The sequence below is a fragment of the Tardiphaga sp. 20_F10_N6_6 genome (genome assembly GCF_052076045.1).
GTDB classification, from domain to species: Bacteria; Pseudomonadota; Alphaproteobacteria; order Rhizobiales; family Xanthobacteraceae; genus Tardiphaga; species Tardiphaga robiniae.
This window is the reverse complement of the sequence record NZ_CP197239.1, coordinates 4696941-4720607: the sequence shown is the minus strand read 5'-3', so window position 1 is coordinate 4720607 and position 23667 is coordinate 4696941. Positions and strand designations below refer to the sequence as shown.

The 23667-nt window shown below is 62.9% G+C and carries 18 protein-coding genes; 8 read left to right on the top strand and 10 right to left on the bottom strand.

What is annotated here, in order from left to right:
- Nucleotides 1-9 precede the first annotated feature (9 nt).
- From AB7813_RS22590 to AB7813_RS22580, 3 genes are all read right to left on the bottom strand, one after another.
- Complete coding sequence (locus tag AB7813_RS22590) at nt 10-1218, bottom strand: acetyl-CoA C-acetyltransferase (RefSeq protein ID WP_441228436.1); 1209 nt, start codon at nt 1216-1218, stop codon at nt 10-12.
- Between the two features lie 172 nt (nt 1219-1390).
- Nucleotides 1391-3181 carry an acyl-CoA dehydrogenase C-terminal domain-containing protein gene (locus AB7813_RS22585; RefSeq protein WP_441228435.1) on the bottom strand — a complete coding sequence of 597 codons (1791 nt, stop codon included), beginning with the start codon at nt 3179-3181 and terminating at the stop codon, nt 1391-1393.
- Between the two features lie 98 nt (nt 3182-3279).
- Nucleotides 3280-3666, bottom strand: coding sequence for a nuclear transport factor 2 family protein (locus tag AB7813_RS22580; RefSeq protein WP_441228434.1), 387 nt, complete (start codon nt 3664-3666; stop codon nt 3280-3282).
- A gap of 113 nt (nt 3667-3779) precedes the next feature.
- Between AB7813_RS22580 and AB7813_RS22575 the strand changes: the two genes are divergently transcribed.
- The 5 genes from AB7813_RS22575 (at nt 3780) to AB7813_RS22555 (ending at nt 10810) form a co-directional block, all read left to right on the top strand.
- The gene (locus AB7813_RS22575; protein ID WP_089266810.1) at nt 3780-4331 is read left to right on the top strand and encodes a TetR/AcrR family transcriptional regulator; all 552 of its coding nucleotides are present in this window, start codon (nt 3780-3782) and stop codon (nt 4329-4331) included.
- Nucleotides 4332-4558: 227 nt separating this feature from the next.
- The gene (locus AB7813_RS22570) at nt 4559-7963 is read left to right on the top strand and encodes a hypothetical protein (protein WP_441228433.1); all 3405 of its coding nucleotides are present in this window, start codon (nt 4559-4561) and stop codon (nt 7961-7963) included.
- 116 nt (nt 7964-8079) lie between these two features.
- The gene (locus AB7813_RS22565; RefSeq protein ID WP_441228432.1) at nt 8080-8895 is read left to right on the top strand and encodes a hypothetical protein; all 816 of its coding nucleotides are present in this window, start codon (nt 8080-8082) and stop codon (nt 8893-8895) included.
- Between the two features lie 215 nt (nt 8896-9110).
- A complete protein-coding gene (locus tag AB7813_RS22560) occupies nt 9111-10040 on the top strand; it encodes a sulfite exporter TauE/SafE family protein (RefSeq protein WP_439065667.1) in 930 nt (309 codons plus the stop codon).
- A complete protein-coding gene (locus AB7813_RS22555; RefSeq protein WP_068737508.1) occupies nt 10037-10810 on the top strand; it encodes a TIGR02186 family protein in 774 nt (257 codons plus the stop codon). The genes AB7813_RS22560 and AB7813_RS22555 overlap by 4 nt, the downstream gene beginning before the upstream one ends.
- A gap of 127 nt (nt 10811-10937) precedes the next feature.
- On the opposite strand, the gene AB7813_RS22550 is transcribed toward AB7813_RS22555, so the two are convergent.
- The 3 genes from AB7813_RS22550 to AB7813_RS22540 form a co-directional block, all read right to left on the bottom strand.
- Nucleotides 10938-12245, bottom strand: coding sequence for an NRAMP family divalent metal transporter (locus tag AB7813_RS22550; protein WP_441228431.1), 1308 nt, complete (start codon nt 12243-12245; stop codon nt 10938-10940).
- Nucleotides 12246-12318: 73 nt separating this feature from the next.
- Nucleotides 12319-13083 (bottom strand): MBL fold metallo-hydrolase, encoded by a 765-nt coding sequence (locus tag AB7813_RS22545; RefSeq protein ID WP_441228430.1) that lies wholly within the window; start codon nt 13081-13083, stop codon nt 12319-12321.
- 3 nt (nt 13084-13086) lie between these two features.
- Entirely contained in the window at nt 13087-14013 is a 927-nt protein-coding gene (locus tag AB7813_RS22540; RefSeq protein WP_231078374.1) for a DMT family transporter, read from the bottom strand.
- Between the two features lie 95 nt (nt 14014-14108).
- Between AB7813_RS22540 and AB7813_RS22535 the strand changes: the two genes are divergently transcribed.
- Both AB7813_RS22535 and AB7813_RS22530 read left to right on the top strand, forming a co-directional pair.
- Nucleotides 14109-14972 (top strand): LysR substrate-binding domain-containing protein, encoded by an 864-nt coding sequence (locus AB7813_RS22535; protein WP_439056936.1) that lies wholly within the window; start codon nt 14109-14111, stop codon nt 14970-14972.
- Nucleotides 14973-15050: 78 nt separating this feature from the next.
- Nucleotides 15051-15584, top strand: coding sequence for an ureidoglycolate lyase (locus tag AB7813_RS22530; protein ID WP_439065665.1), 534 nt, complete (start codon nt 15051-15053; stop codon nt 15582-15584).
- A gap of 24 nt (nt 15585-15608) precedes the next feature.
- Here the strand turns inward: AB7813_RS22530 and pdeM are convergent, their stop codons facing one another.
- The 4 genes from pdeM to AB7813_RS22510 form a co-directional block, all read right to left on the bottom strand.
- Nucleotides 15609-16304 carry a ligase-associated DNA damage response endonuclease PdeM gene (gene pdeM, locus AB7813_RS22525; RefSeq protein WP_441228429.1) on the bottom strand — a complete coding sequence of 232 codons (696 nt, stop codon included), beginning with the start codon at nt 16302-16304 and terminating at the stop codon, nt 15609-15611.
- 86 nt (nt 16305-16390) lie between these two features.
- Nucleotides 16391-19096, bottom strand: coding sequence for a ligase-associated DNA damage response DEXH box helicase (locus tag AB7813_RS22520; RefSeq protein ID WP_441228428.1), 2706 nt, complete (start codon nt 19094-19096; stop codon nt 16391-16393).
- A 186-nt stretch (nt 19097-19282) separates the two neighbouring features.
- Nucleotides 19283-20500, bottom strand: a complete 1218-nt coding sequence (locus AB7813_RS22515; protein WP_439065662.1) for an ABC transporter substrate-binding protein — start codon at nt 20498-20500, stop codon at nt 19283-19285.
- Between the two features lie 106 nt (nt 20501-20606).
- Entirely contained in the window at nt 20607-21827 is a 1221-nt protein-coding gene (locus tag AB7813_RS22510; RefSeq protein ID WP_439065661.1) for an ABC transporter substrate-binding protein, read from the bottom strand.
- A 345-nt stretch (nt 21828-22172) separates the two neighbouring features.
- On the opposite strand from AB7813_RS22510, the gene AB7813_RS22505 reads away from it, so the two are divergent.
- Nucleotides 22173-23522 carry an outer membrane protein gene (locus tag AB7813_RS22505; protein WP_439065660.1) on the top strand — a complete coding sequence of 450 codons (1350 nt, stop codon included), beginning with the start codon at nt 22173-22175 and terminating at the stop codon, nt 23520-23522.
- Nucleotides 23523-23667: the final 145 nt, after the last annotated feature.

The window sequence follows — 23667 nt, the reverse complement described above, 5'->3', positions numbered from 1 at the left end:
GGCCACTCCTTACACGCGTTCGATGATGGTGGCGGTGCCCATGCCGCCGCCGATGCAGAGGGTGACGAGGGCCGTCGATTTGTTGGTGCGCTCGAGTTCGTCCAGCACGGTGCCGAGGATCATCGCGCCGGTGGCGCCGAGCGGATGGCCCATGGCGATGGCGCCGCCGCAGACATTGATTTTCTCATTGTCGATATCGAAAGCCTGGATAAAGCGCAGCACCACCGAGGCGAAGGCTTCGTTGAGCTCGAACAGATCGATGTCCGACAGCTTCATGCCGGAACGCTCCAGCACCTTCTTGGTGACGTCCACCGGACCGGTGAGCATCATCGCCGGCTCGGAGCCGATATTGGCAAAGGCGCGAATCTTCGCGCGCGGCTTCAAGCCCGCCTTCTTGCCGGCCGCCTCGCTGCCGAGGAGCACGGCGCCAGCGCCATCGACGATACCCGACGAGTTGCCGGCGTGATGGACGTAGTTGACGCCTTCGATTTCCGGATGCGACTGGATCGCCACGGCATCGAAGCCGCCCATCTGCGCCATCGTCACGAAGGACGGCTGCAGCGCGGCCAGTGACTGCATCGTCGTGGACGGACGCATATGCTCGTCCTTGGCCAGAATGGTGAGGCCGTTGATGTCCTTCACCGGAATGACCGAGTTCTTGAAGCGGCCTTCATCCCAGGCCTTGGCAGTGCGCTGCTGGCTCTGCACCGAATAGGCATCGACGTCGTCGCGGGAGAAACCGTATTTGGTTGCGATCAGATCGGCCGAGACGCCCTGGGGCATGAAATAAGCAGGCACGGCGATCGACGGATCGACGGGCCACGCGCCACCGGCGGCACCAATGCCGACGCGGCTCATGCTCTCGGCACCGCCGCCAATGGTCATGTCGTGCTGGCCCGACATGATCTGCGCCGCGGCGAAGTTCACGGCGTCGAGGCCTGAGGCGCAGAAGCGGTTGATCTGGATGCCCGGCACGTCATTGCCGTAGCCGGCCGACAGCGCAGCCATGCGTGCGATGTCGCCACCGGCTTCGCCGACCGGGTCGACCACGCCGAGGATGACGTCATCGATGGTGCCCGGCTGCAGGTTGTTGCGCTCCTTGAGCGCCTTCAGCGGTGCAGTGGCGAGCGCCAGCGCGGTCACCTCATGCAGCGAGCCATCAGCCTTGCCGCGGCCGCGCGGCGTGCGAACGTGATCGTAGATATATGCCTCGGGCATGGTGTCTCCCTCAGAGTGGTCGTGTTGTTCAAATTTCTAAAACGCCGTCATGGCCGGGGCAAAAGCGCGAAGCGCGGCTTCGCTAGATGTCCCGGCCATCCACGTCTTCTCTCGCGCGCCGCCAAGGCGTGGATGCCCGGCACAAGGCCGGGCATGACGGCGCATATAGTGACTAGAACGCTTCCGTAGGAAGCTCCATCGTCGTCGCGCTTCCGGTCTGGATGCGGGCGAGATGGAGTGCGGTTTCGGGCAACATCCGCTCCATGAAGAAGCGGCCGGTGACCAGCTTGGTCGTCAGATAGGGTGTCGCGCCATCAGTGGCAATCTTGTCCTGCGCCACCTTGGCCATCTTCGCCCACATATAGGCGAAGGCCGTGAGGCCGAACAGCTGCATGTAATCGGTGGCGCCGGCACCGGCGTTGTCGGGCTTCATCATGGCGTTGTTCATCAGCCACATGGTCGCCTGCTGCAGATGACCGAGCGCATTCGAGAGCGGATCAATGTAAGGCTTCATGGCTTCGTCAGCGCCATGCTCCTTCGCAAATGCGCCGACCTCGCCGAAGAACGCCATCGCGGCACGGCCGCCATCGCGCGGCAGCTTGCGGCCGACCAGATCGAGTGCCTGGATGCCGTTGGCGCCTTCATAGATCATGGCAATACGCGCGTCGCGCACGAACTGCTCCATGCCCCATTCGGCGATATAGCCATGACCACCGAACATCTGCTGCGCTGAGACCGCGTTGGCAAAACCGCCATCGGTGAGCACGCCCTTCAGCACGGGCGTCATCAGGCCCATGTGATCGTCGGCAGCCTGACGCTCCTTCGGATCGTCCGAGCGATGCGCGACGTCGCTCTTCAGTGCGGTCCACACCACCATGGCACGGGCGGCTTCGTTGAAGGCGCGGATGGTGAGCAGCGTGCGGCGCACGTCCGGATGCACCATGATCGAATCGGCCGGCTTGTCCGGCGACTTCGGCCCCGTGAGCGAACGGCCCTGCAAACGGTCCTTCGCATAGGCGACCGCGTTCTGATAGGCGACTTCCGACTGCGCAAGGCCCTGCACGGCAACGCCGAGACGGGCTTCGTTCATCATCACGAACATGCCCTGCATGCCCTTGTTCTCTTCACCGATCAGCCAGCCGGTGGCGCCGTCGTAATTCATCACGCAGGTGGAATTGCCGTGGATGCCCATCTTGTGCTCGATCGAGCCGCACATCACGCCGTTGCGTGCGCCGATCGATCCATCGGCATTGACCAGGAACTTCGGCACGACGAACAGCGACACGCCCTTGATGCCGGCTGGTGCGCCCTCGATGCGGGCCAACACCAGATGAATGATGTTGTCGGCAAGATCGTGCTCACCGGCCGAGATGAAAATCTTGGTACCGGAAATCTTGTAGCTACCGTCCGCCTGCGGCGCGGCCTTGGTGCGCAGCAGACCCAGATCCGTGCCGCAATGCGGCTCGGTGAGGTTCATGGTGCCGGTCCATTCACCGGCGACCATCTTCGGCAGGAACATCGCCTTCTGCTCGGGCTTGCCGTGCACGATGAGTGCTGCGGTCGCGCCCATGGTCAGGCCGCCATACATCGAGAACGCCATATTGGCGGAGATCTGAAATTCGGCGACGGTCTGCGACAGCGTCACCGGCAGGCCCTGGCCGCCGAATTCAGCGGGAGCCGAGAGGCCGAGCCAGCCGCCTTCGGCGACCTGCTTGTAGGCTTCCTTGAAGCCTTTCGGCGTGGTCACGCTGCCATCATCGTTGCGCTTGCAGCCTTCGAGATCGCCGACGCGATTCAGCGGCTGCAGCACTTCTTCGCTGAGCTTGGCGGCTTCGCCCAGAATCGCTTCGCGTACATCGGCTGACGCGTCAGCAAAGCCGGGCAGATTGTTGTAGCGATCGAACTGAAACACGTCGTTGAGCAGGAAGCCGACGTCTTCGAGCGGGGCTTTGTAGCTGGGCATGGAATTCTCTCGGTTTGAATTCAATTGATCGGATGATACGGCGCCGCCGTGTCAGATTTACGCAATTGTTATCGGAGATGAAGCAGGCAGCTGGCGGCTCATTGCCGCGCCAATTCCTCGCCCATCAGCCTGTGCAACAGGTTGATGGCCTTGAGCGGCCTGACCATCACCTTGAAGTGGGTAATGCGGCCATCATCGGCGAAGGAGATCATGTCGACGCCATTGATTTTGATGCCCTCGATCTTGTTCTCGAATTCGAGCACCGCGCCGTTGTCGCTGCGCCATTCGCCTTTGTAAGCGAAGCCGGGGCCACCCAGCACTTTCTCTGCAGTCGTCAGATACTTGAACACGATCTCACGGCCCCGCTGCGGCGCATGCACGACCGGGCTTTCGAACACGGCGTCCGGATGCAGCAGGTCCCACAGCATCGCCCGATCATGAGACCGCATGAAGCTGTACCATCTATCGAGGCCGCTCACGCTCATCGGCTCTCCCTCCCGCATCGGGCACTGTTCGGCCAGTGCCGCTCCATACACTTCTGCATGGACGTTAACGCCAGAGCGTGGATTTCGTCAATACACATGTGTATGGTCGGGGAATGGATGACCAACTGACCAAAGACCGCCTGACGCGCTCGGCCTGGCTCGACCACGGGCTGAGGATCCTCGCGCGGCAGGGCGCCGACGCGCTGAAGGTCGGTGCGCTGGCCACTGGCCTGAATGTGTCGCGCGGAAGTTTCTATTGGCACTTCAAAGACATATCTGAATTTCGACTACAGCTTCTGCAGCGCTGGCAGGAGCGGACGACCGATCAGGTGATCGAGGGGATCGACGCCTCGGTCGCTGGCGCCGCACGTCTGACCCACCTGATGAAGCTCGCTTTCAACGAAGATCGCAGCCTGGACCGTGCCATCCGCGCCATGGCCTCGACCGACACAGACGTCGCCAAAATGGTCGCGTCGGTGGATGCCCGACGCGTTGGCTATATGGCGAAATGGCTGATCGAAGCCGGGGTCGAAAGCCAGCGGGCGCTGCCCCGCGCCGAGTTTCTCTATTGGGCCTATATCGGCCAGTCGGCGGTGATGGACCCGCGCCACAGCGCCATCACCGAACTGGATGTCGACGATTTGAGTGCGCTGTTTACGCGCTGACGCCAAAGCCAGGGACATCCGATCCTACCTGCAAATCGGCGCAAGTGTATCAGCGAGTTAACTTTTAAGGCTGGCCGAGCCCGATCCTTAACCCGTTATTTACCCTAACCCTGAAAAGTCCGGATCAGAGGCAGACGACCCGCGCACGTTACGATTGTCTTCACAATGGGACGCGCGGGGGAGGCTGCAGGCGCTGGTGGGCGTCAAGCTCGGAACCGGACCAAAGCATGAATTCGCGCGTATCGTGGAGTGTTGACGGGATTGAGCCATCGGTTCGCGAGCGGGCCGAAGCTGCGGCGCGCCGTGCCGGCATGTCGCTCGGCGACTGGCTGAACTCGACCATCGGCGAAGCTCCCCCGCGCTACAACTCGCCCAATGCACGCCCTCGCGACCAGGAACGCCCCCTTACCCCGCGTGCAGCGCTGCCGCAGCGCGACGCTGCCGATGTCGTCGAAATCCACGAGCGGCTCGATGCCATTGCCCGGCAGATCGAATTGTTCTCGAAGCCTGCACAACGCAGCAGCGAGCCCGGCGTCGCGCGCCAGCTCAATGATGCGATCTCGCGGCTTGACGCGCGTTTATCGCAGATCAGCGAGCCCGCATATCGCCCCGCGCCGCCGCAACAGCCGCGCATCGATATGGTCGAGCGTGCCGCCAATCAGGTCTATAGCGCCTCGCCGCCGATCGATCCGTTCTCGCTGGACTTCGCCATCGCCGAGATCGCCGCCCGTCAGGGCGAACTCGACGGCACGCCGCGGATGGCCCCGCGCAGCGCGCCGCCAATTGCGCCGTCCTTCGTACAGCCGCCTTATGCGCAGCCCGCCGCGCCGCCGCAGAGCTTCATGCCGGATATGTCTGGTTTGGAACGGCAGCTGTTCCAGATCACCACAAAGATCGATGCGCTGCAGCGCCCGGACAACAATATCGAGCAGTCGATCGCGGCTTTCCGCGGCGAGCTCGCCGACATCCGCAACGTCATCACCGAAGCGATGCCGCGCCGCGCGATTGAATCAATCGAGAACGAGATCCGTGAACTCGGCCGCCGCATCGATGACAACCGCCACAGCGGCATCGACGGCGACGTGCTGGCCAATCTCGAACGCGCCCTCGCCGACATCCACAAGACGCTGACTACGCTGACGCCGGCCGAACAGCTCGCCGGCTTCGACGAGGCGATCCGTAATCTCGGCGGCAAGATCGACTTGATCGTGCGTTCGAGCAACGATCCCGGCACCATGGAACAGCTGCAGGGCGCGATCGCCGCGCTGCGTGCCATCGTTTCCAACGTCGCCTCCAACGAAGCGCTCGGCCGTCTCAGCGACGACCTGCAGACGCTGTCGTCGAAGGTCGATCAGCTTGCACGCGCCGACAACAGCGATTCCTTTGCCGCGCTTGAGGCGCGCATCATGACGCTGACGGCAGCGCTGGAAAATCGCGAGCGCCCGGCTGTCATGGCCAGCTCGGATCATCTGGAAACCGCATTGCGGACGTTGTCCGAGCGTCTCGACCATATGCCGGTGGGCAATGACTCGTCGTCGGCCTTCGCGCATCTCGAACAGCGCGTCTCCTATCTGCTCGAGCGGATGGAGAGCATCACCGATACGCGCGGCAACAATCTCGGCCGCGTCGAGGACGGGCTGCAGGACATCCTGCGCCATCTCGAACGCCAGCAATCGATGTTCGCCGCGCTGGACAATCCCCGCAGCAAGACGCCATCGGTCGATCCCGGGCTGGTCGACACGATCAAGCGCGAATTGTCCGACATGCGCTTCAGCCAGTCGGAAACCGACCGTCACACGCAGGATTCGCTGGAAGTCGTGCACTCCACGCTCGGCCATGTGGTCGATCGCCTCGCAAGGATCGAAGGCGATCTGCGCGCGGTCAGCGCCGCGCCCGCCAAGCAATCCGCGCCCGTTGCAACACCCGCTCCGACCTCGCGCCCGGCGACTGCACCAGATGTTTCGGTGCCGGCTCCGACGCGCCCGCAGATGCCCAATCCGGTGAAGCCACAGGCTGCGCCGTCGCAGGTCGAGGTGCGTCCGCCGCAGGTTCACTTCGATGCCGCGCCGCGCGACTTCGCGGCAACTGCGATCTCGCACGAACCGGCATCGGCCTTCCCGATGCCGAAGGCGATCAGCGACATTCTCGATCCACCGCCCGCGCCAAAGCCGGTCGCGCAGTCTGCATCCGCTACCGAGCGTCCGTCGCCGCGCCCGATGGTTGACCCGGCCCTGCCACCGGATCATCCGCTCGAACCCGGCACGCGTCCGCAGGGCCGCGGCGCATCGCCATCCGAACGCATCGCCGCGTCGGAAGACGCGATCAGCGAAATCGCCGTCGATGCCCCCGAACAGGCCACCGCGTCGAGTTTCATTGCTGCCGCGCGCCGCGCCGCACAGGCTGCCGCCGCAACCGGCAACGACAAGTCCAGGTCTGACAAATCCAGGACCGACAAATCGAAGGCCACCAGACCCGGGCCGCAGCTCGCCGACAGCGAAAAGTCATCCTCCACGATCGGCTCGAAGATCCGCTCGCTGCTGGTCGGCGCCAGCGTGGTCGTGATCGTGCTCGGCTCGTTCAAGATGGCGATGACGCTGCTGGACAGTGGCTCGCCGGCGCCGGTGGCCGAGAATATTCACTCGGCACCGCCGCTGCAGCTGAACGCGCCCGAGCCGGCCGAGGTCCTGACCAAGCCCGCTGCTCCCGTGCCGGCCGCGCCGTCGATGACATCGCCCACCCCGATCGGCAAGCAATCGCTGATCGCACCGCCACCCGCCGCCGTCGAGCCTGCGCCGCAGCCAGTGCCACAGGCCACGCCCGTGCCGTATGTGTCGCCCGACGTGACCGGCAGCATTGCCGCACCGCAGGCCAGTGCCGCCGGGCCGGTGCTGCCGTCGAGCGGCCAGAAGATCACCACAGCCTCGATCCCCGCCGGCGAGCGCCTGCCCGAGACCATCGGCAGCACCGCGCTGCGCAACGCGGCGCTCAAGGGCGACGCCTCTGCCGCGTTCGAAATCGGCGTCCGCTATGCCGAGGGCAAGGGCGTAGCGCAGAACTACGACGAAGCCGCCAAGTGGTATGACCGCGCGGCGCAGGCCAATGTCGTGCCGGCCATGTTCCGCCTAGGCGCGCTGTTCGAGAAGGGCCTCGGCGCGAAGAAGGATCTCGACGTCGCCCGCCGCTATTACGTGCTCGCCGCCGACCGTGGTAACGCCAAGGCGATGCACAATCTCGCTGTGCTCGATGCCGATGGCGGCACCAAGGGCGCCAACTACAAGAGCGCGTCGTACTGGTTCCGCAAGGCTGCCGATCGCGGCGTGGCCGACAGCCAGTTCAATCTCGGCATCCTCTATGCCCGCGGCATCGGCGTCGAACAGAACCTCACCGAGAGCTTCAAGTGGTTCAGCCTCGCCGCCTCCCAGGGCGACGTCGATGCCGGCCGCAAGCGCGATGACATCGCCAAGCGTCTCGACCCACAGTCGCTGGCCGCCGCCAGGCTGGCGGTCCAGACTTTCGCACCGGAAGGCCAACCCGATGACGCCATTAACGTGGCCACTCCCGCGGGCGGCTGGGATGCCGCGCCGGCACAGGTCGGGGCGAAAGCATCGATGGGCAAGCGAGCTGCGCGCTAAGACAGATTTTTCTGGCCGCCGGATCGAACCGGCGGTCTTATTTCCTCAACAAACCTTCAGCAGACTTGGCACAGTGAAGTGTGCGCCGAGCCCGACTGAACGACGAGGAAATTGATTTGTCTTTTCGGAATGACGACACATCGGGGGACGCGGAACGCCGATCAAGGATTCCTACGGTCAACCCCTGGGCCGCACGTCCCGCCGAGCCGTCTGCCCCACCGCAGCCCCCGCCGCCCGAGGCACCGCACAGCAAATGGTTCAACTGGCCCTCGGTCGCATTCGCGGTCGTGATATTCGGCGGCATCGGCGCGCAGGCCTATCAGGAGCTCTCCAAACCGGAGGCCTGGGCCTATTGGAAAGACCTCTATGTCTCGCCGAGCATGGCGTCTTCGGAGGTCGCCAATCTCGATCCGGACAATTCGGGCCGCGGCCGCCCGGCGCTGGCGATCACGGGCGAGATCGGCCCGGCCACTGCGAGCTGGTTTCGCGAAAAGCTCGATGAAGCCAAACTCGCGCCCGGCGATACCGTGCTGCTGTCGTCTCCAGGCGGAAATGTCGGCCAGGCCATCATCATGGGCGAGATCATCCGTGCGCGCGGGCTGACCACCGCCGTGGGCACGGTGGATTCGGCCGGCCGGATCAAACCGTCCTACTGCGCCAGCGCCTGCGTGATGACCTATGCGGGCGGCAAGGCCCGCATCGGCGTCGAGGGCTCACGGCTGGGCGTCCACCGCTTTGTATCTCCCAAGCCGGGCGCTGACCCCACCGCATCGGCGCAGCGCACCATGGGCTATGTGCTGAACTACATGACCAAGATGGGCGTCGCCTCGTCGGTCGTCGAGGCGATGTCAGCCACCGAGAAAATCCGCTGGCTCGGCACCAGCGAGGCCGCCGCCATGAACCTCGTCACCGATCCGGCCAGGAAGTCGTGACGCCGCTGGCCTGCGCCTGGCCCAACAAAATTTACCACCTTGAAAGGTGTATCATCGGTAGAGGCGGAAAACCGCGCCTTTACCGAATTCTTTAATCCCATCAACGGACGATATCGTCTAAGACGAGGACGCGGCTCGCAATCCGCGCCGCCTCCAGAACCACGCCATGAGCGGTTTCGGCCCAACTCAGGGCCAGAATTCCGAAGCGAACGCGCGTGCAACTGTATCTCCCGATCGCCGACATTCCGATCAATGTGTTGCTCATCCTGGCGATGGGCGCTGCAGTCGGCTTCGTCTCCGGCATGTTCGGGATCGGCGGCGGCTTCCTGATGACACCGCTGCTGATTTTCGTCGGCATCGCCCCCGCGGTGTCGGTCGCGTCAGTTGCAAGCCACATTGCAGCCTCGTCTTTCTCCGGCGCGCTGTCCTACTGGCGACGCCGCGCCATCGATCCCGCGCTTGCGAGTGTGCTTCTGACCGGCGGCGTGGTCGGCACGGCGCTCGGGGTGTGGGCCTTCACGCAGCTGCGCAATCTCGGCCAGCTCGACCTCACCATCTCGCTGTCCTATGTGATCCTGCTCACCGCCGTCGGCAGCTTGATGTTCTGGGAGGGCCTGCGCGCGCTGCTGCGCATCCGGCGCGGTGATCCCGTGAACTTGCGCCGGTCCGGCAGCCATAGCTGGGTTCACGGCCTGCCGCTCAAGATGCGGTTCAAGCGCTCCAAGATCTATCTCTCCGTGATCCCGGTGATCGCCGTCGGTCTCCTGATCGGCTTCATCGGCGCCGTGATGGGCATCGGCGGCAGCTTTATCCTGATCCCGATCCTGATCTACTGGCTGCGCATTCCGACTTCGACGGTCATCGGCACATCCATGGTGCTGACGCTGGTCACCATGGTGATCGCGACATTGCTGCACGCCATCACCAATCATCTGGTCGATGCGGTGCTGGCCCTCATCCTGATGGTCGGCGGCGTCACCGGCGCACAATTCGGCGCCCGCGCCGGGCAGAAGATTCGCGGCGAGCATTTGCGCCTGCTGCTGGGCCTGCTGATCCTGGCGGTCGGCGTCCGCTTCGCGGTGGAACTGGTCGTTCGCCCCGCGGATCTGTTCACGATCCGCGATACCGGAGGCGTCGCTCCATGATACGCGCGCTCCCGATCATCGCCGCACTCGGCATCGGAATGCTCGCCCCGGCCCGCGCCGAGCAACTGATCGTTTCGGTGTCGAACCATCGCGTGACCGTGACGCCGAATTATGCCGGCGAGGAACTGGTGCTGTTCGGCGCTGTCGAGAAAGACGACAAGACACCGCCCGGCCGCAACAACTACAATCTCGTCGTCACCGTCAACGGACCGCGCACCGACCTCATGACCCGGCGCAAGGAGCGCCGCTTCGGCATCTGGATCAACACGGATTCGCGCCAATTCCTGCAGGTGCCGTCCTATCTCGCCGTGTTTTCCAACCGTCCTATGGACGCCATAGCGCCTGCCGACGTACAGCGCCGCCAGCAGCTCGGAATCAATAACGTCCTGCTGACCCAGCGCGTCGGCACCGACTATGCGGACGTCGTGGCCACAGACCCGTTCCGGAGCGCCTTTGTGCGACTGCGCAAGGAACACGGACTGTATCGCGAGGAGACCTCAGCGGTGACATTCCTGACACCGACGCTGTTCCGAACCAGCATTCCGCTGCCCGCCGAAGTCCCCATCGGAACCTATGATGTCGAGATCAAATTGTTCGCCGACGGTGCGCTGATCTCGAAAGCGGAGACGGCGTTCGATATCGTCAAGGTCGGCTTCGAGCAGTTCGTCGCCAATGCCGCGCGCAATCACGGTTTCATCTACGGACTGCTCACCGCCGCGATGGCGCTGATGTCCGGCTGGGCCGCGTCGATCGTGTTCCGGCGGGATTGAACTCTACTCTCACCGCCGTCATTGCGAGGAGCCCTTGCGACGAAGCAATCCAGTCTTCCTTCGCTTGTGGCCTTCTGGATTGCCGCGTCGCTTCGCTCCTCGCAATGACGGTTGAGGATTTTGCGCGCTACAAAAATATCCCCACCACCATCGCCACCACGCTGATGGCCATTGCTGCAGTCGACAGCCAACCGAGCCAGTGCAACGGCCCCTTGATCACAAAATCGCCCATTACATCCTTGCGGCGCGACATCACCATCAGCAACACCATCACCGGCACTGCCAGAACGCCGTTGATGACGGCGCTCCAGTACAGCGCCGAGATCGGGTTGATCGAGGTGAAATTCAGCGCGATCCCGATCGCCGCGGACAGCGCCAGCACCGAGTAGAACGCCACAGCCTCGCGTGGCTTGCGATCGAGTCCGACCAGCCAGCGCTGACCTTCGCCCACAGCATAGGCAGTTGAGCCTGCGAGTACCGGGATCGCCAGCAGACCCGTGCCGACGATGCCCAGCGCAAATATCCACTCTGCGAATACTCCGGCGATCGGACGCAAGGCTTCAGCCGCCTGCGCCGAGGTCTCGATATCCGTCTTGCCGGAGGCATTGAGCGTGGCCGCAGCCGTGATGATGATCGACAGCGCGATCAGGTTCGAAAATGCCATGCCGACGATCGTGTCGGCCCGAATGCGCGAAAACTCCATCGCGGCACCAATCGGCCTCTCGATCAACGGAGCTTTGGCGGGATCGATACGTTCGTCCTCCGCCTCCTGCGAGGCCTGCCAGAAGAACAGATATGGCGAAATCGTCGTCCCGAGAATGGCGACTATGGTGGTGAGATACGAGCCGCTCCAGGTGATTTGCGGCAGCAGGATGCCTGTGAGAGCCGCGCTCCAGTCGACCTTCACGACCGCAAGCGCGGCGACATAGGAGAACAGGCAGAGCGTCAGCCACTTCAGCACCGAGACATAGCGCTTGTAATCGAAGAAAATCTGCGCGCCCACCGAGAGCGCGCCGAACAGAACGACATAGATGATGCCGTGACCGCCGACGAGCAGCTTGGTGGCATCGGCCATGGCGCCGAGATCGGCCGCGATGTTGATCGTGTTGGCGATGAACAGCAGCGACACGATGAGATGCAGCAGCGATGCCGGATAGTGCCGGCAGACATTTCCGGAAATGCCACGACCGGTCACGCTGCCGACGCGTCCGGAAATCTCCTGGATTGCGACCATCAGCGGAAAGGTCAACAGCATGGTCCAGCCGATGCCGTAGCCGAGCTGCGCCCCGGCCTGGCTATAGGTGCCGATGCCGGACGGATCGTCGTCGGAAGCGCCGGTGATCAGACCAGGACCAAGCCGTTTCAGAAAACCTTTCGGACCAGCAGCTTCTCCCTCCTGATCATCAGGCTTCTTCTCGCTGGACTGGTCCGACATCTGATCCCTGCCATCTCACCGCTCGGCAACGTGCCGTCGCAGCTAACGTTCCGAAGCAGGGACTGGCAATGGGCTAGATCAAGGTCCGCACACCCGGTTCGAGGATACGCAGACGGGCACCGAAGCCGAGCGTGTCGAAAGATGCACGCAGATCGCCGGCGGTCTGTTTGAAATGCGCCCATCCGTCGGTGTGCACCGGCACAATCGTCGCATCGGGAAATGCGCGCGCCGTCTCGATCGTGTCGTTGGTGTCCATGGTGAGGTGGAATGGCCCGCGGGTTTGCGCCGCGCCGGCGAAGGGCAGCACCACGCCGGCCGAAAAACGCCGCGCGACCTCGGCGACACCATCGAACCAGACGGTGTCGCCTGTAATGTAGATCGGCCTGCTCCCTGGCGCGTTCGAGCTCAGCACGAATCCGATGACATCGCCCGACAGCGGCTCGATGCCGGCCGGGCCATGACGCGCGGGCGTCGCGGTGATCGTCAGCGAGTGACCATCCTTGCCTGTAAGTTCGGTGCTGTCCCATGGCGCGAGACCCTCGACATCCCCACCGAGGCGCTTGGCGCCCGCAATGGTTGTCAGTACGCGCGGCGCGTGGCGCAGGAAATCGCGCCCGGAGTTATCAAGGTTGTCGGAGTGCTGATCGTGACTGAGCAACACCGCATCAACCGCGCCGACTTGCGCGGCGGAGATCGCGGGACCGACGAGTTTTTCCAGCGTGACATGCGGCAGCTTGTAGGCGCCCGGATGATCGAACGTCGGATCGGTGAGCAGCCGGAAGCCGTCGAATTCAATCAGCGCGGTGGGTCCGCCAATCAAAGTGATGGTGAGAGACATGAACTACTCCTGTCGCAGGGGGGCTGGTGAAGCGGCCGGTCTGGTGACGAGATAGATACCGAGGGCGACCGGGACGATCCCCAGAAGATCACGACTTTCGACATGCTCGCCGAGCACCATCCAGGCGAACAGCATGCCGAGGGGCGGCATCAGGAAGTGATAGGCGCTGGCAGCAGTGGCGCCGCAGGTCTTCAGGAGATGAAACCACAGTAGATAACCGAGGATAGAACCGCCCAATGTCAGGAATGCAAACGAAGCGATCAATCGCGCACTCGGCACGATCGCGCCAATATCGGAAAACGTGAGCGCCACCGGGATCAGCACCACGCCGGCCACAAGATTCTGCACGCCGTTGCCGAGCCACAGGCTGCCCTTCGGAGCCAGCAGCTTGAACAGGATCGTCCCGGTCACGATGGACGCGAGCGACGCCAGCGTGAATACGATGCCCTGCGCGCTGTCGGTGCCCACCGATATGCGGTGCCAGACGATCGAGGCGACGCCGGCGATGCCGAGCAAGAGCCCGGCGACCTTGCGTCCGGTGAGCGGCTCCTTCAGCAACAGTGCTGCGAACACAGCCGTAAACACCGGGTTTGCGCTGACGACCAGGCCACCGAGACCGGCGGAGATGGTTTGCAGGCCGGTATAGCCGAGGCCGAGATACAGCGCGTTATTGGCCAGACCGATGACGGCGTAAGCCGCAACATCGCGCCAGGACAGCGACCAGGCACCGCGGCGCAGGGCGGAAATGCCAAGGATCAGAACACCAGCGAGCGAGAACCGCGCGGCGAGCAAAATGAGCGGCGGGCAATCGGTGACGGCGATCTTCCCTGCGACGAAGGAGAAACTCCAAAGCAGACAGAAGATGCCGATATAGATCGGCAGCGGATTGAAGGCGGCACGAGGAACCGCGACTGACGGCGCGAGGGACATCGGAAATCTCCTTTGCCACCGGTCTATGCGCCCGCCTTCTCATTTGGAAATTAAATGATATACTTGTTGTCAGTTGAAAAACGAATGGACAGCCGATGCTGGATCTCGAACTCCTGCGCAGCTTCGTCTCGGTGGTCGATGCCCGCGGCTTTACCCGCGCCGGCGAGCGCGTTCACCGCACCCAATCCACCGTCAGCCAGCAAATCAAGCGACTGGAAGAGGATATCGGCCAGCCGCTGCTGAACCGCGCCGGCAAGGACGTGACCCCGACCGAAGCCGGCGAGCGGCTGCTGTCCTATGCGCGACGACTGCTGGCGCTGGCGGAGGAAGCTCGCGACGTACTGGCGCGCCCGACCAATGAAGGCGCTGTCAGGCTCGGCATCCCCGAGGATTTCGCGGCCTATCGCCTGACCGAATTGCTGGCGAATTTTTCGCGGTCGCGGCCCGGCTTGCGGCTCGACGTGCGCGCCGACCAAAGCACGTATTTGCGCCGCGATCTCGAACGCGGCGAACTCGACCTGGCACTGTTCAAGCGCGCCGCCGGTGAGAAAGGTGGCATTGCGGTGTGGCCCGAGCGGATCCATTGGGTCACGAGCAAGGCGCATCCGATCGACCCCGCCATCCGGTCGGTCCCGTTGATCGGCTTTCCCGCCGGCTGCCTTTACCGGACCCGCGCGATCCATGCCATCGAGGCGGCAGGCCGCAGCTGGCATATGGCCTATACGAGCTCCGGCCTCGCCGGCATCCAGGCCGCGGTCGCCGCCGGACTTGGCCTCAGCATCCTGTCCGACATGGCTATCCAGGCCGATCATCGCATTCTGACAGCGAAGGAAGGCTTCGCGCCGATCGACCAGACTGAAGTGACGCTGATGGCCGCGCCCGACGCGAGCCCGGCAACGCTGCGGCTTGCCGACCACCTCGCCGCGTTCTGCGATAGCGTGCAGGCGAAGGCGGCGTAAGGCCGCTCTTTCTTTTAATACTCGTCGGTTTGCAGGGCCATGAAGCCATGCTTCGGACGGGAGCCTCAGGAGCCCTCCATGCCGACATCCAACGCTGTTACTGTCGAGGCTCTGAGTCCCACATCGTTCGAGCCCTTCGGGTGGGTGCTCGGCAAAACCGATCCACTCAAAAAAGACGCGGTCGGTTTTCGAAGCCCGGCGAGCGATTTCTGGCACGAACACTTCTTTGATCCCGGCACGGGAGGCAACACCGAGGTCTTGTGGGTCGAGTATCGTGACAACAATCCGCTTGTCTCAAAGCTCGAAGTCCATCACATGACCCAGCAGGCGGTCGTGCCTCTCACGAAAGAGATCGTTCAAATCCTTTGCTTGAGTGACGCAAACCAGACGCCGGACCTGTCGACCCTCCGAGCTTATCGTTTGTCTCCCGGCGTCGGAATCTGCATGCGCGCCGGCGTTTGGCACGCAACGCGCGCCGACAATGCGACCTGCCTGATGCTGACCCGAAGCTCGACGACTGAGGATCTTATCGACCATCTCGTCAACAGCCAGCCCGCAAAGGAGACTGCCATCCTGGAAATCCCGCAGGTTCGCCTTCTCCTGGACGGGTAGAACGACGATGTATGAAATGTTGCTCTAGCAGCAGCGCGAGGCAGCAATGGCGTGCATACGCCGGTCGCCGAGCACATGGGCAACAAAGCCAAGGGTCTGGAAGATCCGCGCGAATGCCGCATCGCGGATGTTGAGCCCGCCGGTATAGGCGCCGAAGGCCGGCATCACCGCGCGGGCGCCGTCGCTCGCAAAGCAACGCCGTTCGACCGCGCGACCGCGCGTGCTGACGCGCGCCTTCGGATGCAAATGACCGGCAATCTCGCCTGCAGCACCGGTCGGCTCATGACGAAAGGTGATCGGGCCGATGGCGACTTCTTCCGCGACGGTGCCGCCGAGATCCGGCGGCAATGCGGGATCGTGATTGCCTGATATCCAGATCCAGTCACGGCGCATCTGCAATGCGGACAGCACCTCGCGATTGGCCGGGGACAACCGCTCATGGGCGTCAAGGTCGTGGAAACTGTCGCCGAGCGCAATCACAATGCGCGGATCGTGACGCGCGATCACCGCACCGAGGCGACCGAGTGTTGCGATCGTATCGTAGGGCGGCAGCAGCACCCCGCGATTGGCATAGCTCGAGCCCTTTTCGAGATGCAGGTCGGACACCACGAGAAGTTTCTGCTCTTCCCAATACAAGGCGCCCGACAGGTCCGCAGCCAACGTGACGCCGGCGATGCTGACGGTGCTCATATCGGCGGTGATGATCGAATCGGCGTGCATGGTTCTTTTGTAGGATGGGTAGAGCAGTTGCGAAACCCATCAATAGCGCGGAACTGCAGCATGGGTTTCGCTTCGCTCTACCCATCCTACTGTCCAGAGGCCTCTTTCACGAGTTCCTCGGCGGCTTCCGCCAGGAGCTCGTCCGACGCTTCGCCGTATACCGCTTCACGGCCGATTTCCAGCATCACCGGCACCGCCAGCGGCGACACGCGATCGAGTTCCCGGTGAATGATACGGCCCTGGATGCGCGTCAGCATGTCGCTCAATCGCCGAATGTCCAGCAATCCCGTCGCAGCATCGGCCCGCGCGGCGCGCAACAGCACGTGATCGGGTTGATGCTTGCGCAAAACGTCGTAGATCAGGTCGGTGGAGAACAGCACCTGACGGCGCGATTTCTCCTCGCCGGTGAAACGCGTATGGATCAGCCCCGAGATCACCGCGCAGGTGCGGAACGTCCGCTTCATCAGCGCCGATTCCGCGAGCCAGGCTTCGAGATCGTCGCCGAGCATGTCGGGATCGAACAAAGCGGCGAGATCAAGCCTGTCCTGCCTGATCATGTGCGACGTGTCGCCGAGGCCCCATATGGCCAGCGCATATTCGTTGGCGACAAAACCCAGCGGCCGCGCGCGGGCGCGTTCAAGACGGCGCGTCAACAGCATGCCCAATGTTTGATGCGCGAGGCGGCCTTCGAACGGATAGCAGACGAGATAATGCTTGTCGGCGCGCGGAAAGGTCTCAACCATCAGTTCGCGCGTACCAGGCACATGCGAGACATGGGCCTGCAGCAACAACCATTCGCGCACCTGGTCGGGCAGGCCTTTCCAGGCGCGCTCATCGTCCAGCAGTTTGCGCACGCGTTCCGCGAGGTAGGTCGAGAGCGGAAACTTGCCGCCCATATAGGACGGCACTTTCGCGTCCTTGTCATGGGCGCGCGAGACATCGACCTGATCCTCGACCAGGGATTCATAGCGGACGACTTCTCCGCCGAAGACGAAGGTGTCGCCGACCACGAGGCCTTCGATGAAATATTCCTCGATCTGACCGAGCATGCGTCCCCCGCGCGCCAGCGCACCAGTGACACCCTTTTTGGCTTTTCCGCTGCCTCCGCGCACCAGCCGCACCTTCAGCATCGTGTCCTCGACGATGGTGCCGACATTCATGCGATACATCTGGCGCACCTTGGGATTGGTGACGCGCCATTTGCCCGAGGCGTCCTGCTTGATACGGGCGAAACGCTCATAGATTTTCAGCGCATAGCCGCCGGACGCCACGAACTCCACGGTATCGTCGAAGTCGACACGCGACAGTTCGGCATAGGGCGCCGCCGAGCGCACTTCGTCATAGAGATCGTCCGCGCGAAACGGTGCGCCGCAGGCGCAGCCGAGCACGTGCTGCGCCAGCACGTCGAGCGAGCCAGTCCGCAACGGCGGAGTATCCTGTGCATTTTCGGCAACGGCATCGATGGCGACGCGACATTCCAGCACCTCAAAACGATTGGCCGGAACCAACACGGCGCGCGAAGCTTCGTCGATGCGGTGATTGGCGCGGCCAATGCGCTGCATCAGCCGCGATGCCCCCTTGGGGGCGCCGACATTGATGACGAGATCGACATCGCCCCAGTCGACGCCGAGATCGAGCGACGAGGTACAGACCACACCGCGTAGTTTCCCGGCCGACATCGCGTCCTCGACCTTGCGGCGCTGCGCGACGTCAAGAGAGCCATGATGGAGCGCGATGGCGAGACCGTCGTCATTCATGCGCCAGAGATCCTGGAACAGCATCTCGGCCTGACTACGGGTGTTGACGAAGACCAGCGTCGTCTTGTTGGCCTTGATGAGATCGTAGATTTCGCCAAGCGCATGGCGCGCGGAGTGGCCGGCCCAGGGCAGACGTTCCCTGGTGTCGAGCATCTCGACCACCGGCTCGGCCGCGCCGCCGGCGACGACGATATCGGCCGAGACGCTTTCACCAACAGGCTGCGGCACCAGAAAGCGTGCCAGTGATTCAGGCTCGGCAACCGTTGCCGACAAGCCGATGGCGCGCATGTCGGGCGCGAGCTTCCAGAGGCGCGCAAGGCCGAGCGACAGTAGATCCCCGCGCTTCGACGTCACCAGCGCATGCAACTCGTCGAGCACGACGCGCTTGAGTGACGAGAACAGAAACGGCGCGTCGTCGGACGACAACAGCAAGGCCAGCTGTTCCGGCGTGGTCAGCAGGATGTCCGGCGGATAACGCCGCTGCCGCGCGCGGCGCGACACCGGCGTGTCGCCGGTGCGGGTCTCGACCTTGATCGGCAGCATCATCTCCGCGATCGGTGTTTCCAGGTTGCGCGCGATGTCGACGGCGAGAGCTTTGAGCGGGGAAATGTAGAGCGTGTGCAGGCCACCGGTGCGCTGAACGCCGCGGCCGGTGGAGACAAGGGCGTTTTTCCCCTCGCCCCGCTTGCGGGGAGAGGGTGGCGCGGACGCAGTCCGCGACGGGTGAGGGGGAGCTTCGGCGAACTCGGGAGTTTCAATTATGCGCTCCCCCTCACCCGACTTGTTCGCTGCGCTCTCAAGCCGACCTCTCCCCGCAAGCGGGGAGAGGTTAGACAGTTCCACCAGCGTCGGCAGGAAGCCGGCCAGCGTCTTGCCTGCGCCGGTCGGCGCGATCAGCAGCGCCGAGCGATCGTCGCGCGCCTTCTGCAGCAGCGCCAATTGATGTTCGCGCGGCGACCAGCCGCGCATGGCGAACCAGCGCAGGAAGTGATCGGGCAACAGGTCGGGTTTGGCGACGGATTTACGGGGCGGCACGCGTTAGAACTAGGCACTCTCAGCCGTCATTGCGAGGTCAAGGAAAGTTGCCGTGCAACTTTCCCCTAAGCCCTTGCGACGAAGCAATCCAGAGAACAGCAAGAGAGGACTGGATTGCTCCGCCCAAACGAAATTGGCTGCGCAATTTTCGCCGGGGCTCGCAATGACATGGAGAGACCTGTGGTCTTATTGCGTCACCGACTTGTCGGAGATGATCCAGTCCTTGCCGTCGAACCGCTGGGTGTACAGCGTCGCCATCGGAACATAGGCGTCATTGGTATAGCTGTAGCTCACCCCCGGCAACATTTGCGGAGCGCGGAAGCCGTTTAGGCCGATAGCCTGTTTCAGCACGTTCTCGTGGGTGAGCTCGTCGCCGCAGCGGCGCAAAATCTCTGCCATGGACACGGCCTGACCATAGCCGAAGAAGGCGATCGAATTATCGGCAGAGACCGTGGGCAGATATTTCGCGCGCAAAGCTTCGAACGCCACGATGTCGGGATCCTTGGCATAGAGCGGCGAACCAATATCCTTGCCATAGGCAATCGAGACGATGCCCTTGGCATTCTCCAACCCTGCCGCCTCCAGGATCGATCGGCCGGTGGAGCCCGCGGACAACAACTGCAGCGGCTTCCAGCCGAGCTCGACCACCTTGCGAATCGATTGCGACGTCGCCTTGCCGGTGGTGATGTTATAGAAGACATCGGCGCCGGATTTGGCGAGATTGATCAGCTGCGAGTCGATCGTGGGATCGGTGAGATCGTAGGTCACCTCGGCGATCACCTTCGCGGTGCCGCCGGCTTTCGCGAGTTCATCCTTGAACGGCCCCAGGAAATCCCGGCCGAAATCATCGTTCTGATAGAGGATTCCGACTTTCGCATTCGGATTCATGCTGACGGCATATTTGGCGAGAATACGCGCCTCGGTCGGATAGAGCGGCAGGCCGGCCATTGTCCATTTGTTGTTCTTCGGATCGTTCCACTTCGATGCGCCGGTGTTGAGCAGCAGCTGCGGTACGCCCTTGGAATTGAGATATTTGTGCACGGCCGTCTGCGGCGCTGTGCCGAGCGAGCCGTACAGAGCTAGGACTTCTTCCTGCTCAACAAGACGGCGCGTGGCCTCGACCGCCTTCGGTGCGCTGTAGGAATCGTCCATCGTCAGAAACTTGATCTTGCGGCCGTTGATGCCGCCTTTCTCGTTCAAGCTCTGAAAATAGGCTTCACCGACACGGCCCAGCACGCCATAGAGCGAACCGGGTCCGCTATGCGGAATGGTTTGTCCGATCTTGATTTCAGTGTCGCTGGCGCCTGGATCGTATTTCTTGTCGGCGGCGATAGCGGCCGTCACAGTCAGTGGCAACACGACGACGGCGACCCGCGCCGCAGACGCAAACAGTCCCTTGTTCATGGCGTTTTCTCCCTGATGATTTTTGATACGGCTCTTTGCGAGTCCGATTGGTCGTCTCCATCCCCGGCCTATCCGCCGGGGATGGTCGTTATTTTAAGATACGCGCTTACTGGCTCACCGGCTTGTCCGACAGATCCCAGTCGGTGCCGTTGAATGTGCCCACATAGAGCGCCTTGATGGTGGTGTAGTCGGTCGGCGTGAAGCCATAGGTGATACCCGGCAGGAACACCGGTGCGCGGTAGCCTTCCAGATTGGTGGCGTGCTTGAGCACATTCTCGCGGGTGAGATCGTCGCCGCAGCGGCGCAGGATCTCCGCCATGGTCACGCCCTGCGAGTAGCCCTGGAATGCGATGGTGTTATCGGGATCGACGTTCGGCAGATACTTCTTGCGCAGCTCCTGGAAGGCGATGACGTCCGGATCGTCCTTCCACTTCTCGCTGCCGACTTCCTTGGTGTAGGTCATCGCCACGATGCCCTTGGCATTCTCGGCGCCGGCGGCGTTGATGATGGAGCGGCCGCTCGAGGTCGATACCAAGAGATGCAGCGGCTTCCAGCCGAGCTCCGCGACCTTGCGGATCGACTGCGACGTCGCCTTGCCGGTGGAGATGTTGAAGAAAGTGTCGGCGCCCGATTTCGCCAGATTGATCAGTTGGGAATCGATGGTCGGATCGGTGAGGTCATAAGACGCCTCGGCGATCACCTTCGCGGAGCCGCCCGCTTCGGCCAGAATCTCCTTGAAAGAATTCATGAAGTCCTTTCCGAACTCGTCGTTCTGGTAAAGGATCGCGACCTTGGCGTTCGGCTTGGCCTGCATCAGGTAGCGCGCGATAATCCGGCCCTCGGTCGAATAGATCGGCAGGCCCGGCGTGGTCCACTTGAACTCTTTCGGGTTATTCCAGCGCGAGGCGCCGGTGTTGAGCAACAGCTGCGGGATCTTCTTGCTGTTGAGAAACTTCTGCACCGCCGACTGCGGCGCAGTGCCCAGCGAGCCGAACAGCGCCAGCACCTCGTCCTGCTCCGCGAGCCGGCGGGTGGCCTCGACGGCCTTCGGCGCGCTGTAGGCATCGTCCAGCGACATGAAATTGATCTTGCGGCCGTTGATGCCGCCCTTTTCATTCAGCATCTGGAAATAGGCGGCCTGTGTCCGGCCGATCACGCCATACAGGGAACCGGCGCCGCTATAGGGGATGGTCTGACCGAGCTTGATCTCGGTATCGCTGGCACCGGGGTCGTATTTCTTGTCCGCCGCAAAGGCCGAATGGGCCAGTACGGAGACAACTGTAGCGAGTGTCGCGGTCCTGAAGACGGACCTGTGGCGCGAAGACATCTGGTGTTTTCTCCCTGAGACCCGCTTGTGCGGGCGTGTTTTTGTGACCCGTCGCGGCGTTGATCGCGGCTGTACGGGCTTGCCCTTATCCTCTGCGGGCGCGACAGGCTTGGCAATCCCTCACAGGTTGCCTCATGTTTTCCGTGGGTTGGCTATCGACAGGTCTCAGCGCCCCCAAACGTGACGAAATACGCAATGCGCCAAGAGCATCTAAACGTTTATTTAACCGGCTTTTTTCGGCCGGCGCCGCAGCGGTTGCAATGTCGGACAGTGTGGCCGTCCGGATACAGCCAATATGACCCGACTCCCCTATTCTAACGGTTCAAATCTGAATTGGGGTCGACCATGAAACGTATTCTTCTTGCGAGCGCCGCGCTGCTCGGAACCGCTGTGAGCGCGCAGGCTGCCGATCTGGCCGTCAAGGCCCCTTATTACAAGGCGCCCCTCGTCTCGGTCTATAACTGGACCGGCTTCTACATCGGCGTGAACGCCGGCGTCGGCATCGGCCGCGACCGCGTCACCCACAGCTACACCGGCGACTCGCTGTATCTCACGCCGCAGGGCGGCTTCGGCGGCGGCCAGATCGGCTATAACTGGCAGGGCGACTCGCTGCTCGGCCCGATCGTTTACGGCCTCGAAGCCGACATCCAGGGTTCGGGCCTCACCGGCGGTGGCGCCAATGTGGTTGGCCCGCTGCAGACCGTCTACGGTCAGAAGTCGGATTGGTTCGGCACCGTTCGTGGCCGCGTCGGTCTCGCAACCGGTCCGGTCCTGAGCTACTTCACCGGCGGTTTCGCTTACGGCAACGTCAAGACCACGATCACCGAAGGCGCCGTGACGGCGTTCTCGGACAGCCGCATGGCGACCGGCTGGACCATCGGCAGCGGCGTGGAAGCAGCGCTCGGCGGCAACTGGACCGGCAAGATCGAATATCTCTACCTGAACCTCGGCAACCGCTCTGATGCGTTCGCTACCCCCACCCAGCTCACCAACACCGAACTGCGTGAAAACCTGTTCCGCGTCGGTCTGAACTACCGCATCGGCGGCAACAGCGTGTACACCCCGGTCGCTGCGGCGAACTGGACCGGCTGGTATCTCGGCGGCAACATTGGTTCCGGCACCGGTCGCGATCGCACCACGCTTACCGGCCTCACCCCGGTTCCCGAGCAGTTCAACCTTGCTCCGGACGGCATCAACGGCGGTGCCCAGATCGGTTACAACTGGCAGGCATCGAACTGGGTTTATGGTCTCGAAGCCGACATCCAGGCTTCCAGCCAGCGTGACAACAAGACCGCCGTCGCCCTCGGCCTCGTCAGCTACGATCAGAAGCTGCCTTGGTTCGGCACGGTTCGTGGCCGCCTCGGCTACTCGGTCGGTTCGACCCTGTTCTACGCCACCGGCGGTTACGCCTACGGCGGCGTGAAGACCAAGATCAACGCACTGGGCGTCGAAGTTGCCAACGCTTCGACCACCAAGAGTGGCTGGACCGCCGGCGCCGGCATCGAGACCCCGTTCAAGCTGCTCGGCCTGTTCGGACCGAACTGGACCTCGAAGACCGAATATCTCTATGTCGACCTCGGCTCGGCTTCGACCACGATCCTTCCTGGCGTCGTCAGCGAGAGCAAGGTTACCGAGCACATCTTCCGCACCGGCCTGAACTATCACTTCAACAGCCCGGTTGTTGCGAAGTACTGATCTCAGCGACATCCTCTAAAATCGAAAACCCCGGCCTCGCGGCCGGGGTTTTTGTTTGCGTCATGAACAACGCTGTTCCGAGAAAATTAACCACAAGGAACCCAATATCCAAATACCGCAATTTCTTGGTCGCACGGCTGCAGAC

Coding starts and splice junctions, on each gene's coding strand:
- AB7813_RS22570 (WP_441228433.1), top strand. CDS start 4,559: ATGAATTCGCGCGTATCGTGGAGTGTTGACGGGATTGAGCCATCGGTT.
- AB7813_RS22535 (WP_439056936.1), top strand. CDS start 14,109: ATGCTGGATCTCGAACTCCTGCGCAGCTTCGTCTCGGTGGTCGATGCC.
- AB7813_RS22580 (WP_441228434.1), bottom strand. CDS start 3,666: ATGAGCGTGAGCGGCCTCGATAGATGGTACAGCTTCATGCGGTCTCAT.
- AB7813_RS22575 (WP_089266810.1), top strand. CDS start 3,780: ATGGATGACCAACTGACCAAAGACCGCCTGACGCGCTCGGCCTGGCTC.
- AB7813_RS22585 (WP_441228435.1), bottom strand. CDS start 3,181: ATGCCCAGCTACAAAGCCCCGCTCGAAGACGTCGGCTTCCTGCTCAAC.
- AB7813_RS22540 (WP_231078374.1), bottom strand. CDS start 14,013: ATGTCCCTCGCGCCGTCAGTCGCGGTTCCTCGTGCCGCCTTCAATCCG.
- AB7813_RS22510 (WP_439065661.1), bottom strand. CDS start 21,827: ATGTCTTCGCGCCACAGGTCCGTCTTCAGGACCGCGACACTCGCTACA.
- AB7813_RS22545 (WP_441228430.1), bottom strand. CDS start 13,083: ATGTCTCTCACCATCACTTTGATTGGCGGACCCACCGCGCTGATTGAA.
- AB7813_RS22550 (WP_441228431.1), bottom strand. CDS start 12,245: ATGTCGGACCAGTCCAGCGAGAAGAAGCCTGATGATCAGGAGGGAGAA.
- AB7813_RS22515 (WP_439065662.1), bottom strand. CDS start 20,500: ATGAACAAGGGACTGTTTGCGTCTGCGGCGCGGGTCGCCGTCGTCGTG.
- AB7813_RS22505 (WP_439065660.1), top strand. CDS start 22,173: ATGAAACGTATTCTTCTTGCGAGCGCCGCGCTGCTCGGAACCGCTGTG.
- AB7813_RS22590 (WP_441228436.1), bottom strand. CDS start 1,218: ATGCCCGAGGCATATATCTACGATCACGTTCGCACGCCGCGCGGCCGC.
- AB7813_RS22555 (WP_068737508.1), top strand. CDS start 10,037: ATGATACGCGCGCTCCCGATCATCGCCGCACTCGGCATCGGAATGCTC.
- pdeM (WP_441228429.1), bottom strand. CDS start 16,304: ATGCACGCCGATTCGATCATCACCGCCGATATGAGCACCGTCAGCATC.
- AB7813_RS22530 (WP_439065665.1), top strand. CDS start 15,051: ATGCCGACATCCAACGCTGTTACTGTCGAGGCTCTGAGTCCCACATCG.